The following is a 14,135-nucleotide window of genomic DNA, read 5'->3' as shown; positions in this document are numbered from 1 at the left end:
TTTTCAGACGGCCTTCTTGTTTGAGCAAATAAAGATTACGGTTTCACTACTTTACCGTTGATTTTGACGGAAGTCAGTTTCAAGTTGTAGGTTTTGCCGTCATCGGTATAACTGATTTGCGCAGGGATATTGTCGATATCGGAAGCAAACGAGTAAGTCACGGTATCGTCGCCACGGCGGACGCGATATTTGCTCACAGGCGTTGTACCGCCGTTCAGTTTATAGCTTTCGCTGCCGATTTTGTTCATGCTGCCGACGGTGTACAGTTTTTTACCGTTGGTAATTTTCAAACCTGACGGCAGGCGCACGTCATTGGCGGCCAGTTGCCATGCCAAAGTGAACAAGTCCATGGCCGGGCCGGATTTTTCGGTTTTCAAATCACCTGCTTTACCATAAGTGATGTTGCCGCCGGAGAATTTGGCCTCGGCATACACTTTGCCGCCGCGTACATCTTTGTAGTAAGACGGATTCAAGGTCGTGCCGTTAATGCTGCCGCCGGATTCAAAGCGGATATTGTAAAGCGGTACTTTGATGGTAGAGACGATTTTGTATTGGTTGCCGCTGCGTGTGAAGGTCATGGTCGCAGGAATACCGTAGCTGCCTGAGTATTGCAAAACGGCAGATTGCGGCAATTCAGCGGCTTGCGCGCCGATGGAGGCTGTAAGTAGGGAAAGTGTCAGCAGGGTTGTTTTAATCGGATTCATGATGTTTTCCTTGTGTGTATGGTGTTTTAATCAAGCCAGCAGGCTTTGACCGGCGGCATTGCGTTGTGCATTCAAAACGCGGTTGCCTTCGATTTTCAGACGGCCTGCAACAAAATCGGCAACGGCTTGCGGAAACAGCTGGTGTTCAACCGTCAGCACGCGTGCGGCAACGTCGTCGGTGGTATCGCCGTCCAAAATAGGCACAATGCCTTGCGAAATAATCGGGCCGCAATCCAGCTCAGGAGTTACGAAATGGATGGTGCAGCCTGCCACTCGGCAACCTGCTTCCAATGCGCGCTCATGGGTATGCAAACCGGTAAAGGAAGGCAGGATGGACGGATGGATATTGATCAGACGGTTTTCATAATGGGCGCAGAATTCCGGGGTTAAAATGCGCATAAAGCCCGCCAATACCACCAAATCCGGCTGATAGGCATCGATTTTTTCCATCATGGCCTGATCAAATGCCAGACGCGAGTCGAAGTTTTTATGGTTCAAACTGTCGGTGGCAATACCACGCTCTGCCGCCCATGCCAATCCGGCTGCGGTCTCGCTGTTACTCAATACGGCTGCAATGTTGGCATCGGGAATATCGGCATTCACAATCGCCTGCATATTGCTGCCGCGTCCGGAAATAAGGATGACGATATTTTTCATCATAATTCCTTGTTGGTTTGGAACAAAGGCCGTCTGAAACGGAATTTTTTCAGACGGCCTTTTATCCGTTGTTTAAGGGCGTAAGCCTTGATTCGGATTATTGAACTTTTTGTACGTCAACTTGTACTGGTTGTTGTGCGGCAGCATCAGGCGCGCCGACTTTAACCAGTTTCACGTCGAATACCAAAGTGGCGTTCGGGCCGATTTTATCGCCGGCGCCCACTTCGCGGTAAGCCAATTTAGCCGGGATGTAGAATGTTGCTTCGCCGCCTTCTTTCAAGAGTTGGATACCTTCAGTCCAACCTGGAATGACTTGGCTTACAGGGAAGCTGACTGGGCCGCCGTTGGCTTTGCTGCTGTCAAATACGGTACCATCAATCAGACGGCCTTCGTATTCAACGGTAACCATGTCGTCTTTAGTCGGTTTTTTACCTTCGCCTTCTTTGGTGATTTTGTATTGCAGACCGGAAGCGCTGGTTTTCACGCCTTCTTTAGTCGCGTTTTCTTTCAAGAACGCTTCGCCTTTTTCCAAGTTTGCTTTGGCATCTTCAGCACGTTTGGCAGCCGCTTTTTCTTGTTGCTCTTGCAGGAATTTCATCATCACTTCCTGAGCTTGGGCTTCAGTCATTTTGACTTCTTTGCCTTCAAACATGGCTTCCATGGCTTCGGTGAAGACTTTCAAATCGATTTCTGTACCTTGGTCTTTCATTTGTTTCAATGAACGGCCGATGTCCACACCCATTGCGTAGCTGGCTTGTTGGGCAGTAGAACCGATGGCGGAAGCATCTGCAGTCGCATTTGAAGCTGCGGAAGCTGCAGGAGCATCTTTGGCGGCAGTGTCTTTTTGTTGGTTGCAAGCAGTCATCGCCAACAGAGCAGACAAAGCCAATGCGCTGAATTTGAAAGTTTTGTTCATGATTATGTCTTTTCCGGAAAGGTCAAAAAAGGGGATTATAGCTGAGTTTGATTGAAATGGAATCAAGGTGGATTAAAATTTGTAAAGGCTCTTATTAAAAACATCAAGGCCATCTGAAAACAGGTTTCAGACGGCCTTGTCTTAGCTATCAGTCAACCGATTAATACCAACCGCGCAGTTTCATTGCTTTTTCAACACGACGGATACTCATCATGTAAGAAGCGGTACGCAGGTCAACATCGTATTCTTGAGCCAAGTTCCAAATATCGCGGAACGCACGGCGCAGAACCACGGTTTCTTTCTCTTGAACTTCGTCAAACTCCCAGTAGTAGCCTTGCAGGTTTTGTACCCATTCGAAATAAGATACAACCACACCGCCGCAGTTTGCCAAAATATCAGGAACAACCAATACGCCGTTTTGACGCAGGATAACGTCGGCCTCTGGAGTAGTCGGACCGTTTGCGCCTTCAACCACGATTTTCGCGCGGACTTTACCGGCATTTTCAGAAGTCAGTTGGTTTTCCAGCGCGCAAGGGGCGAGTACATCCACTTCCAGAGCCAAAAGTTCGGCATTGCTGATTTCTTTGCCGTAGCCGGCTTCGTTGGTGATGAAACCTTTGGTTTGGAATTCTTTAATGATTGCTTCCATATCCAAGCCGTTTTCGTTGTAGATGGCAACGTCAACAGTAGATACGGCAACGATTTTCGCACCGGCTTTGTGTGCATAGTAACCGGTGTGGTAGCCCACGTTACCGAAACCTTGAATGGCGTAAGTGGCACCCTTCACGTCTTTACCCAGTTTTTCCAAAGCTTGGACGGCGGCGAAGTTTACACCATAACCGGTGGCTTCGGTACGCGCCAAGGAGCCGCCAAACTCAACCGGTTTGCCGGTAAATACGCCCGGCGCGGAATGTTTCACCACGTTTTCATAGGCATCAACCATCCAAGACATGATTTTGCCGTTGGTGTTCACATCAGGGGCAGGAATATCGATTTTCTCGCCGATCAGCGGAGAAATGGCTTCGGAATAAGCGCGAGCAATGCGTTCCAATTCCGCTTCGGAATAGTTACGCGGATCCAAAGTAATACCGCCTTTACCGCCGCCGTAAGGAATACCGGCCACGCAGCATTTGATGGTCATCCAAATAGACAGTGCTTTGACTTCGTCCAGATTTACATTGGGATGGAAGCGCACGCCGCCTTTGTAAGGGCCGACGGCATTATTGTGTTGTGAACGGTAGCCGGTGAAATTTTCTACTGTACCGTTGTCGAGTTTGACAGGGAAGTTGACTTCCAAAACACGTTGCGGCTTTTTCAAGATTTCAAATACTGCCGGGTCGGCATTCAGGCGATCACAGGCAATTTTCACTTGTTTTTGTGCAATTTCAAACGGATTCAGTGTTTCTTTAACAGCAGATGCGGACATGTATTTTTCCTTTTCATACACATGATTAGACGAGAGCCATACTTGTTACTATATACAAAAACAGGAAAAAATGTAATAGCATGTAGTCGATAAAAAGCAAATCCATTCATTTATATATAAATTTAGTTTGAGGCCGTCTGAAAATATCGGCACGCCGACCAAAAAATTTTCAGACGGCCCAGTATAAATGCTCATCAAACTATTCAAAAAAGCACACAAACCCTTTGTTTTTTAATGCCTACCAAATCACCCTTTTTGTTGACAAAATCCTTTCCACATTGCCAACAGACTGACAGACTTACACCAGCAAAAATTGTTAACAATTTAAACAAATATCCCTTTAAAGAATCAGCAAAACATCGGCAAATCAGGCAAACAATGTTAAAATAAGCGCTTAAATAATATGACAGAAAGCTACTCAATGACCACTGCTGCTTTAGAACACGTTCAAGCCGTTGCCTTTGATTTGGACGGTACCTTATGTGATTCCGTTCCCGATTTGGCCGCAGCAGCCCAAGCCATGTGTGCGCACTTAGGTTTACCTGTTTTGCCTACCCAAACGGTTGGAAGTTATGTCGGCGACGGCATCAGCAAGTTGGTTCATCGCGTCATTACCCATGATCGTGAAAAAGAAGCCGATCCTGAAATCTGGGAAAAAGGTTTTGTGTTCTTTATGAAATATTATCGCGAACACTTGAGCGACTTTACCCGCCCCTACCCTGAAACTGAAGCCGGTCTCGGCCTGCTGAAGTCCTTGGGTATTCCATTGGTTGTCATTACCAATAAAAATGAAATTCTGGCTGCTGAGTTGCTGAAACAACTCAATCTCGACGGCTATTTCAGCTTGGTTCTCGGCGGAGACAGCCTGACTGAGAAAAAACCCAGCCCATTGCCGCTTCAACATGCGGCCGAAGTTTTGGGCATCGACGTTGCCAATATGCTGATGGTGGGCGACTCCAAAAATGACATTATTGCCGCCAAAGCGGCCGGTTGCTTCAGCGTCGGCGTAACATTCGGCTACGGCGACATGACCTTGCTCTCCCAAGACAAAGCGACCAAACCTGATTTGTTGATTCGAGCCCTGCCTGAAATCTACGAAAATCTGCAACCGCAAAAAAACAAAGACGAAGAATAATTCGGCTTTATTTTCAGACGGCCTTTTTAGTGCTTTCACCTAATCAGGCCGTCTGAAATGTAATTCAATGTAGTTTAAATCCCTCCCCTTCCATATCCCCATGAAACCTCCCAAAACCTTACGCGCCCGCGCCTTGGATATTCTTTCCCGTCAGGAAGTCAGCCGTGTCGGCTTGAAACGCAAACTGACTCCACACGCTGAAAGCGAAGAAGAATTGGAAAAGGTTTTGGACGAATTCGCCGAACGAAATTGGCAATCCGACCAACGTTACGCAGAAGCCTATATTCACAGTAAAAGCAACCGTTACGGCACGCTCCGCCTCAAACAAGCCTTGGCTCAACAAGGTATTGATGCAGATGACTGTCGGGAGTTCCTACCCGACAGAGAGGACGAGCTGCAAACCGCTATTTCCGTCTTGCGTAAAAAATTCAAGCAAGAAGCTCAAGATTTGAAAGAAAAACAAAAACAGGCGCGTTTCCTTGCCTATCGCGGCTTTGGTGCCGACACCATTCAGACGGCCTTAAAAACCGCGTGGAATGAAGACGAAGACTTCTATCAATAATCATTCCCACTTGAATCTTTGCTTCTATCGGCGTACCCTTACGCTTTTATTCAATAATTCAATCAGAGTTTCATCATGTCCGACAAACCGCACGATACACCAAATCCCCTACTCGAAGACGAACGCAAAAATCCTGTTTACCGCTTGGGTCAGGCAGTAGCCGGATTCATGTTGCTGGTTTGGGCCGGCGTTTTGGCCTTGGTCTTCTTCTTGGTTTTCCGTTTTTGGTTGAATTAAACCCAATCCAATTACAAAAAAGCCATAAACCCTCTTAAAAAGAAGCCAACAGCTTTTATTTGCAAACATCAAAAAGGCCGTCTGAAAACACTTTCAGACGGCCTTTGCTTATAACGAGATTATCCTCGAATCACTTTACGGATATTCGGATTGGCATGCATTGCATGAATAATCTGATTAACCTGATCCAAGTCTTTGACTTTAATTGTGAATTTAAATTCCACAAAACCTTCCGTTCCTGCTTGCGCTTTGGTTGGCGTATCGACAGATTCGATATCCGCACCAGAATTGGAAATCGCTTGCGCCATTGAGGCAAGCAAACCATGCGCATCTTCGGATTTGACATTGAGGATGGTGCGGTACGTTTGATTGCGCATACTGTCCCAACCGGCATCGAGTTGCTCTTCCGGATCGGCTTTGACCAAAGTTTGACAGGTATCACGGTGGATAATCATGCCCTTGTCTTTGACCAATAAGGCGCGAATCGGATCGCCAGGGATCGGATGGCAACACTCGGCAAAATGAATCCGGCCAGTTTCTTGATCGTTGACTTTGATCGGGCTGAGTTTGACTGTACTGCCAAAATGTTGGCCCGCCAACTCGGCAATGTGCATGGCAACGTGTACCGGCAAAGTATGCCCCATACCGACATTGTAGAGGACCTCTTCAAACGAGGTTTGTTTGGTATTCAAATCGGCAAGGTATTTTTCTTTGAGGTCGTCTGAAAGCAGGATGTCTTTAGGCAACAGGCTGGATAAAGCTTTTTGCAGCAGGTTCTCACCCAAAACAACGGCATCGTGACGATTCAGATTTTTAATGTATTGGCGGATGGCACTGCGCGCACGGCTGGAAACGGCAAAATTCAACCATGCCACATTGGGCTTGGCATGTTCGGAAGTAATGATTTCGACCGTATCACCGGTTTTCAGCTTGGTGCGCAACGGCATCATGACGTTATTGATACGCGCGGCAACGGTTTTATGACCGATATTGGTGTGAACGGCATAGGCAAAGTCAATCGGCGTCGCACCTTTAGGCAAGGTAAGGATATCGCCTTTCGGGGTAACGATATAGACTTCGTTGGGGAACAAATCGACTTTGACATGCTCCAGAAACTCGATAGCATTTGAGCTGCTGGCCTGCAGGTCAAGAATATTTTTCATCCATCGGTTCATATGGAGGACGGCTTGGTCAGGAGTATTTTCACCGGATTTGTAAATCCAATGACCGGCGATACCGCCCTCAGCCACTGCATCCATTTCACGCGTACGGATTTGCACTTCGATCGGCAAACCGTAAGGACCGACTAAGGTCGTGTGCAGGCTTTGATAACCGTTGCTTTTCGGAATGGCGATATAGTCTTTGAAACGGCCGGGCTTGGGGTGGTATAAATTATGCAATGCACCCAACGCGGCATAACAGGCAGGAATATTGTTTACAATGACCCGAAAGCCGTAGATATCCATTACTTCGGCAAAACGCAACTTTTTAGCCAGCATTTTTTGATGGATGCTGTATAAGTTTTTCTCACGGCCTTTGATTTTGGCTTCAATATTGACACCGACCAAACGCTGACCGAATGCACGCAACACTTTGCCGACAACATCGCGGCGATTTTTGCGGCTGTTGTTCATGGCTTTTTTCAGGGTTTCGTAGCGTCTTGGGTGGAGGTTTTGGAACGATAAGTCTTGAAGCTCTTGATACGCATTGTTCAGGCCAATGCGGTTGGCGATTTGAGCATAGATTTCGAGGGTTTCTTTGGCGATGCGGCGGCGTTTTTCCGGACGCATAGAGCCAAGGGTACGCATATTGTGCAATCGGTCGGCAAGTTTGACGACGATGACGCGCACGTCTTTAGTCATGGCGAGGATAAGCTTGCGGAAACTTTCCGCCTGATGCTCGGCATGATCTTCAAATTTGAGTTTTTCCAGTTTGGAGAGGCCGTCTACCATTTCGGCAATGGTATCGCCGAATTCTGCCGCCATTTCGACTTTGGTTACACCCGTATCTTCCAATACATCATGCATAACGCCTGCGCAGAGACCTTGAACATCCATGTGCCAAATCGCAAGCTGCGTGGCTACGGCAAGGGGATGGGTAATGTAGGGCTCGCCGCTTTTACGGGTTTGTCCGTCATGGGCGTGGAAAGCGTAGGCAACGGCTCTTTCAAGCTCGGCCTGCTCATTGGTATTGAGATAGGATGCGGTACGAAACAGAAGCTCGCGCGCTTCTGCTGTCAACGGATCATAGGGGGCGGTAGGCAGTGGGGCTGGCATTTTCAGACGGCCTTTTATGGCTATTTTTAAGCCGTCAGACTGTATCGGTTGTGATATCGCACCGATACAGTCCGCGCGGCGGTTTTATCGGTTTGCCGGTTGGTTTATTTATTGCGGGTCAGCAGCTCGGTTCCGATTTGTCCGGCTGCGATTTCGCGCAGGGCGGTAACGGTTGGTTTGTTGTTGCGGATGTCGTCAACCAAAGGCGTATTGCCGTTTTCTAATTGACGTGCGCGACGGGCGGCAACGAGGGTAAGGTCGAAGTGGTTAGGGATTTTACCTGTGCAGTCTTCAGTAGTAATACGGGCCATGTTTGCTTGCTTTCTTTCTATGTTTCAAATAAACGGTTATTTTCGCTGTTTTTTAGGAATTTTCCAACAGGTTTGAGATAAATCCCTGTTGAGAGGATTTTTTCAGACGGCCTGCTTTAATAATGTGGAACAAATCGGCTTCGGCACGATCCAAATCGTCATTCACGACGACGTAATCGAACAAAACGGATTGCTCAATCTCATGACGGGCTTTTGAAAGGCGTGTTTGAATAACTTCTTCGCTGTCTGTACCACGGCCAATCAAACGTTGCGCCAATACCTCAAAGGAAGGCGGCAGGATAAAAATGCTGCTGGCTTCAGGCAACGATTTACGCACTTGTGCCGCACCTTGCACATCGATTTCCAAAATTACATCATAGCCCTCTTCGCTCAGCGAATTTACGCCGGCAATGCTGGTGCCGTAATAATTGCCGAACACATTGGCGTGTTCCAAAAAGGCTCTTTGCTCAATCAATGATTCAAATTCTTCTTTGGGAACAAAGTGATAATGTACACCATGTTCCTCACCCTCTCGCGGCTGGCGCGTGGTATGAGAAATGGAAACACGGATATCGTCATGATTTTTCAACAGGCGCGACACCAAGGTCGTTTTACCTGTGCCGGAAGCGGCAGAAATGATGTAAATATTGCCTTTTTTATGATTTTGCATGGTGGTTTAGTCGATGGTATGTACCTGTAAATTATAACACAACACAATGTTTCTCGGAATTTCAGACGGCATGTTGCAAAATTTGGCTATTGTATCGATTAATTTGGCAAGTCCGCATATGACCGCTACAATATCGCGTTAAAAACTTTTTGATTTCGGAATGTCGAGATGTTGATTCATCCTGAAGTAATGGGCGTAGAAGCTTTGGCGGACAAAATCCGTAAAATTGAAAATTGGCCGCAAAAAGGGATTTTGTTTCATGACATCACTCCCGTTTTGCAAAGCGCAGAATATTTCCGCCTGCTGGTCGATTTACTGGTTTACCGCTATATGGGGCAAAAAGTTGATGTTGTTGCGGGCTTGGATGCGCGCGGCTTCATTATTGGCGCGGCTTTGGCCTATCAGCTAAACGTCGGCTTTGTCCCCATCCGCAAAAAAGGCAAACTGCCGTTTGATACGGTTTCTCAAAGTTACGCTTTGGAATATGGTGAAGCAACGGTAGAAATCCATACCGACGCCATCAGGCCGGGCGCGCGCGTTTTGTTGGTAGATGATTTGGTGGCAACCGGCGGCACAATGCTGGCAGGTGTCGAGCTGATCCGAAAACTGGGCGGCGAAGTAATCGAAGCGGCTGCCATTTTGGAATTTACCGACTTGGACGGCGGCAAAAAAATCCGTGAAAGCGGCGCGCCGTTATTTACCCTGTGCCAAAACAAAGGCTGTATGTAATAAAAAACCGCAAGCTGCTCAGCCTGCGGTTTTTTATGATTAAAATTATTCGAGGACGTATCCGTCCGTATCCCAAAAAGTTTTTTTCACCAACTGGTCGTCTTTATAAACCAACTCGGATTTCTTCGCACCATCATCATACCAATCCAAAATGATGCCGCTGCGTTTGCCATTGCGAATACTCAATTCAGACACAACGCGGCCATTTTCATCCCAACTGATGATCTCCGTCGGTTTGTCATTGCTCATCATCATTTCAGTTTTCGGACTGCCGTCTGAATACCATTGTTTCCAATGACCATTGGCTTTATCGTGCTTAAACTGAATTTCGCTTTCTTTCACACCATTTCGGTAATAGCGGGAACCCACGCCCTCACTCAGGCCATTTTGATAAGGCATCACCGCAGATTTTTTGCCATTTGGATACCAGTTAACCCATTCACCATGCGGCTTGCCGTTGCGATAGCTGCCAACCATCTTTTTCTGACCGTTGAAATGCCACAGGGTCAGCGTACCGTTATCCAACGCCGGCACAAAAACCTTAATCTGACCGGCAGGTACTTCATAAGGATCAGAATATTTTTTCATCGATGGATAGTAAAAATCCTGCACCTGCGCCTTGCCTGCCTCAATCTTGTATTGGCGGACATAAGCAACCGAAGGCATGGTCGCCGTCAGTTTACCGTTTTGATTGAAATAAACGGTATGTTGCTGGGCAAAGGCGGCAACGGGCATACTGAACAAGGCAGCAGCCAACAGGCCTGATTTTAAATAATTATTCATAATATGGAGTTTGGCAGTATATGTTCTACAAAAAGTCAGTAATAAAAATCCACTGACATTAGAAACTATGACAAATATTATAAGCCATAGTTTCAAAGCCTGCTTGGATTTCATATTCGGTATACCATAGGCATTTGTATTTTCTTAAAATATTAAATATTTTATAAAACAAAGGCCGTCTAAAACCTTTTCAGACGGCCTTTGTTTTATTCATATCAAAATAAACTACTCTTCGCCCAATAATTGCTCGCGGGTCAACAGGAATACAAACCCATCGCCACCGCTGGTTTCCAACCAAGTAAACGGTAATTCGGGATAAGCCGCTTCCAATACCTCACGGTTGTGACCGATTTCAACCAACAATACACCTTTCGGATTCAGATATTTTGCCGCTTGCAGAATGATTTGACGTGTAGCGTCCAAACCATCTTCGCCGCTACCCAAAGCCAATTCCGGCTCGTGCAGGTATTCATCAGGCAACGCTTCCACAGATTCCGCGTCAACATAAGGCGGATTGGAAACAATTAAGTCGTAGGTTTCATCCAAACCTTCGAATAAATCGGTATGCACCAAGCTGATACGGTCTTCCAAACCATAATCTTCAATATTGATGGCAGCCACTTCCAGCGCATCCAAGCTCAAATCAACGGCATCGATTTGTGCGTCGGGATAATGATGCGCCATTTGAATGGCCAAACAGCCGCTACCGGTACACAAATCCAAAGCTCGATGCACCAATTCATCGTGTTCAATCCAAGGACGGATACCGTCACCAAGCAATTCGTAAATGAAAGAACGAGGCACGATAACGCGCTCATCGACATAAAAATCAAACTCGCCCTGCCATGCCTGATGCGTCAGATACGCAGCAGGAATATGCTCAACTGCGCGGCGCTCGATAATGGACAACACTTCCTCCTTCTCACTTTGCAACAATTTGGCATCCAAATAAGGCTCCAACATATCCAAAGGCAGGTTCAAAGTGTGCAAAATCAGATAGGCTGCCTCGTCATGGGCATTATCACTCCCGTGTCCGAAAAACAGTCCGGCATCATTAAAACGGCTGACAGCAAAACGCAATAAATCGCGAACAGTGGTCAGCTCTTGAGCAGCTTGGTTGAACATAATGTTTTGTCTTGTCGATTTAAGAATATTGAAATTATAACAGAAAGGCCGTCTGAAAACTTTTCAGACGGCCTTTGATTTAATTCAGCTTAAGATTATTTATCGCGGCTGAATACGATTTTGGTAGCTTGGATAGCAACGCAGACAGCACCACCGATGAAGATCAAGTCAGCAGCGGTACGAACCCAACGCAGGGTATCCAGAATTTCCATTTGCAGGAATTCTTCGCTACGTGCATACCACAGACCATGAGTGATAGAAGCGTAAGCTTGAATCACGCCGACCGGCAACAGGCTGATAGCAATCATACCCACCAGGCCGCCATTCAGCAGCCAGAAGCCCCAAGTCATCAGTTTGTCGTCAAATTGAGCATTAGGTTTCAGGTAGCGTGCAACCAGCAATACGAAGCCCAGAGCCAAGAAACCGTACACACCGAACAGAGCCGCGTGAGCGTGAACTGCAGTAGTGTTCAGACCTTGGATGTAGAACAGGGAAATCGGTGGGTTAATCAGGAAGCCGAATACGCCGGCACCGATCATGTTCCAGAAGGCAACTGCTACGAAGCACATCAAAGGCCAACGCAGACGTTTCGCCCAGTCGGACAGGTGTTGGTAAGACCAGTGTTCGTAAGCTTCACGGCCCAGCAGAATCAAAGGTACAACTTCCAAAGCGGAGAAACATGCACCGATTGCCATAGAGGCAGAGGTAGAGCCGGAGAAGTACAAGTGGTGCAATGTACCTGGAATACCGCCCAACATGAAGATGGCGGCAGCGGCCAGAGTAGAAGCAGTAGCAGTACTACGGCGGACAAAGCCCATGTTGTAGAAAATGAATGCGAAGGCAGCAGTAGCGAACACTTCGAAGAAGCCTTCTACCCACAGGTGCACCACCCACCAACGCCAGTATTCCATCACAGCGATTGGAGATTTTTCACCGTAGAACAGGCCAGGAGCGTAGAACACACCCACACCAACCATAGAAGCTACGAAGATAGCCAACAGGTTTTTGTCTGTACCTTTTTCTTTAAAGGCGGAGATGGTGCAACGCAGCATCAGGAACAGCCACAACAGCAAGCCAACCATCAGCAGAAGTTGCCAGAAGCGACCCAAATCCAAGTATTCGTAACCTTGGTGACCGAACCAGAAGTTCAGCTCAGGTGGAATGATGTGAGTCAAAGCAAAGAAGTTACCTGCGTAAGAACCGCCGACTACGATGAACAGAGCGATGTACAGGAAGTTCACACCGGCACGTTGGAATTTAGGATCTTTACCGCCGTTCACAATCGGAGCCAAGAACAGACCTGCTGTCAGGAAGCCGGTTGCAATCCAGAAAATAGCGGATTGGATGTGCCAAGTACGGGTCAGCGCATATGGGAACCAGTCGGCCATTTCAAAGCCCAAGGCGGTATCGATACCGTAGAAGCCTTGACCTTCGACAGTATAGTGAGCGGTCAAACCACCCAACAGTACTTGTACGACAAACAGCGCAACAGTCAGGAATACATATTTGCCCAACGCTTTTTGAGAAGGAGTCAGTTGTACTTTAGAGATAGGATCTTCAGTAGGTACTTCAACCTCTTCATGTTTGGTCAAGAAAGAGTAACCCCACATCAGCAAGCCGATACCCATCAGCAACAATACCACGCTGGTGAAAGACCACATATAGTTTTCAGTAGTCGGTACGTTGTTGATCAAAGGCTCGTGCGGCCAGTTGTTTGTGTAGGTAAAAGTTTCGTCAGGACGGTTGGTCGAAGCAGACCAAGAAGTCCAGAAGAAGAAGTTGAACAGTTTTTCACGCGCTTCTGGGCTTGGCAATGTGTTGTTTTTCATTGCAAAGTGTTCGCGAGTGGTTTGGAACTTAGGATCGTCGCTGTACACACCGTGGTAGTAAGGCAGGATGCTTTCGATCGCTTTCACGCGGGTTTCGCTGACAACGACAGAACCATCTTCCTTAACACGGCTTTGGTTGCGGTATTCGTCAGCCAAACGGGTTTTCAGAACAGCTTGTTCTTCAGGAGAAACTTCGTCAAATTTTTTGCCGTAAGTTTCTTGCGCAGTCAGATCCAACCATGCAACCAGCTCGCGGTGCAGCCAGTCGGCAGTCCAGTCCGGAGCTTGGTATGCACCGTGACCCAATACAGAGCCGACTTCCATACCGCCGGTAGTTTGCCATGCAGATTGACCTGCCAAAATATCGTCTTTGGTCATCAGGACTTTGCCGGATGCAGAAACGACTTGTTCAGGGTATGGCGGAGCCTTTTTATAGACTTCGCTACCCATATAACCAAGAATGGTAAAGCATACTGCCAGCACGGCAAACAGCAAGTACCAAAGCTTCTTGTACTGTCCCATTTTAAGTACTCCTTGATTTTGGTAAAAAGTGGTTGGGTATTAATTCATCAAATATGAATGTTAAAGATTGTATCACGGTTTAATAAGTAAAGAAATATTTTGTCAATAATATTCCTTTAAAACCATTAACTTATATGATATTGATTCCCATTTTCCTATACAGACCCTCCTTTATCGTATTTTGTGTTAAGTTCTCGCTAACATTTTCACACAAAATTAAACTTTTCGATGTATTTTTTTATACTTCTAAAGG

14 protein-coding genes are annotated in these 14,135 nt (G+C 46.9%); 4 read left to right on the top strand and 10 right to left on the bottom strand.

Annotated elements, in window-relative coordinates; translation table 11 throughout:
• Positions 1 to 35: 35 nt before the first annotated feature.
• From HMPREF3139_RS07240 to HMPREF3139_RS07225, 4 genes are all read right to left on the bottom strand, one after another.
• Positions 36 to 704: a DUF3108 domain-containing protein gene (locus HMPREF3139_RS07240; protein WP_070461397.1), complete on the bottom strand. Its 669-nt coding sequence runs from the start codon at positions 702 to 704 to the stop codon at positions 36 to 38.
• A 30-nt stretch (positions 705 to 734) separates the two neighbouring features.
• The gene (purN, locus tag HMPREF3139_RS07235; protein ID WP_070461396.1) at positions 735 to 1,361 is read right to left on the bottom strand and encodes a phosphoribosylglycinamide formyltransferase; all 627 of its coding nucleotides are present in this window, start codon (positions 1,359 to 1,361) and stop codon (positions 735 to 737) included.
• 97 nt (positions 1,362 to 1,458) lie between these two features.
• Positions 1,459 to 2,277 (bottom strand): FKBP-type peptidyl-prolyl cis-trans isomerase, encoded by an 819-nt coding sequence (locus tag HMPREF3139_RS07230; RefSeq protein WP_003745836.1) that lies wholly within the window; start codon positions 2,275 to 2,277, stop codon positions 1,459 to 1,461.
• A gap of 160 nt (positions 2,278 to 2,437) precedes the next feature.
• Complete coding sequence (locus HMPREF3139_RS07225) at positions 2,438 to 3,703, bottom strand: Glu/Leu/Phe/Val family dehydrogenase (protein WP_049331560.1); 1,266 nt, start codon at positions 3,701 to 3,703, stop codon at positions 2,438 to 2,440.
• A gap of 421 nt (positions 3,704 to 4,124) precedes the next feature.
• Between HMPREF3139_RS07225 and HMPREF3139_RS07220 the strand changes: the two genes are divergently transcribed.
• The 3 genes from HMPREF3139_RS07220 to HMPREF3139_RS11050 all read left to right on the top strand — a co-directional run bounded on the left by HMPREF3139_RS07220 (position 4,125) and on the right by HMPREF3139_RS11050 (position 5,637).
• Complete coding sequence (locus HMPREF3139_RS07220) at positions 4,125 to 4,838, top strand: phosphoglycolate phosphatase (protein ID WP_070461395.1); 714 nt, start codon at positions 4,125 to 4,127, stop codon at positions 4,836 to 4,838.
• A gap of 100 nt (positions 4,839 to 4,938) precedes the next feature.
• Positions 4,939 to 5,400, top strand: a complete 462-nt coding sequence (recX, locus tag HMPREF3139_RS07215; protein WP_070461394.1) for a recombination regulator RecX — start codon at positions 4,939 to 4,941, stop codon at positions 5,398 to 5,400.
• A gap of 75 nt (positions 5,401 to 5,475) precedes the next feature.
• Positions 5,476 to 5,637 carry a hypothetical protein gene (locus HMPREF3139_RS11050; protein WP_049344044.1) on the top strand — a complete coding sequence of 54 codons (162 nt, stop codon included), beginning with the start codon at positions 5,476 to 5,478 and terminating at the stop codon, positions 5,635 to 5,637.
• A gap of 119 nt (positions 5,638 to 5,756) precedes the next feature.
• Here HMPREF3139_RS11050 and HMPREF3139_RS07210 read toward each other — a convergent pair whose 3' ends face one another.
• From HMPREF3139_RS07210 to gmk, 3 genes are all read right to left on the bottom strand, one after another.
• Positions 5,757 to 7,913: a RelA/SpoT family protein gene (locus tag HMPREF3139_RS07210; RefSeq protein ID WP_070461393.1), complete on the bottom strand. Its 2,157-nt coding sequence runs from the start codon at positions 7,911 to 7,913 to the stop codon at positions 5,757 to 5,759.
• A gap of 104 nt (positions 7,914 to 8,017) precedes the next feature.
• A complete protein-coding gene (gene rpoZ, locus HMPREF3139_RS07205) occupies positions 8,018 to 8,224 on the bottom strand; it encodes a DNA-directed RNA polymerase subunit omega (protein ID WP_003682294.1) in 207 nt (68 codons plus the stop codon).
• A gap of 52 nt (positions 8,225 to 8,276) precedes the next feature.
• Positions 8,277 to 8,894 (bottom strand): guanylate kinase, encoded by a 618-nt coding sequence (gmk, locus tag HMPREF3139_RS07200; RefSeq protein WP_070461392.1) that lies wholly within the window; start codon positions 8,892 to 8,894, stop codon positions 8,277 to 8,279.
• Between the two features lie 168 nt (positions 8,895 to 9,062).
• Here gmk and HMPREF3139_RS07195 point away from each other — a divergent pair, with 168 nt between their 5' ends.
• A complete protein-coding gene (locus tag HMPREF3139_RS07195) occupies positions 9,063 to 9,623 on the top strand; it encodes an adenine phosphoribosyltransferase (protein ID WP_063076010.1) in 561 nt (186 codons plus the stop codon).
• Positions 9,624 to 9,668: 45 nt separating this feature from the next.
• Here HMPREF3139_RS07195 and HMPREF3139_RS07190 read toward each other — a convergent pair whose 3' ends face one another.
• The 3 genes from HMPREF3139_RS07190 to HMPREF3139_RS07180 form a co-directional block, all read right to left on the bottom strand.
• A complete protein-coding gene (locus HMPREF3139_RS07190) occupies positions 9,669 to 10,358 on the bottom strand; it encodes a toxin-antitoxin system YwqK family antitoxin (protein WP_232444977.1) in 690 nt (229 codons plus the stop codon).
• A 273-nt stretch (positions 10,359 to 10,631) separates the two neighbouring features.
• Complete coding sequence (prmB, locus tag HMPREF3139_RS07185) at positions 10,632 to 11,531, bottom strand: 50S ribosomal protein L3 N(5)-glutamine methyltransferase (protein WP_004519392.1); 900 nt, start codon at positions 11,529 to 11,531, stop codon at positions 10,632 to 10,634.
• A gap of 95 nt (positions 11,532 to 11,626) precedes the next feature.
• Entirely contained in the window at positions 11,627 to 13,882 is a 2,256-nt protein-coding gene (locus HMPREF3139_RS07180) for a nitric-oxide reductase large subunit (protein ID WP_070461390.1), read from the bottom strand.
• Positions 13,883 to 14,135 lie beyond the last annotated feature (253 nt).

The sequence above is a fragment of the Neisseria sp. HMSC15G01 genome (assembly GCF_001808255.1).
GTDB classification, from domain to species: Bacteria; Pseudomonadota; Gammaproteobacteria; order Burkholderiales; family Neisseriaceae; genus Neisseria; species Neisseria subflava_A.
This window is presented reverse-complemented; position numbering and strand designations above follow the sequence as displayed.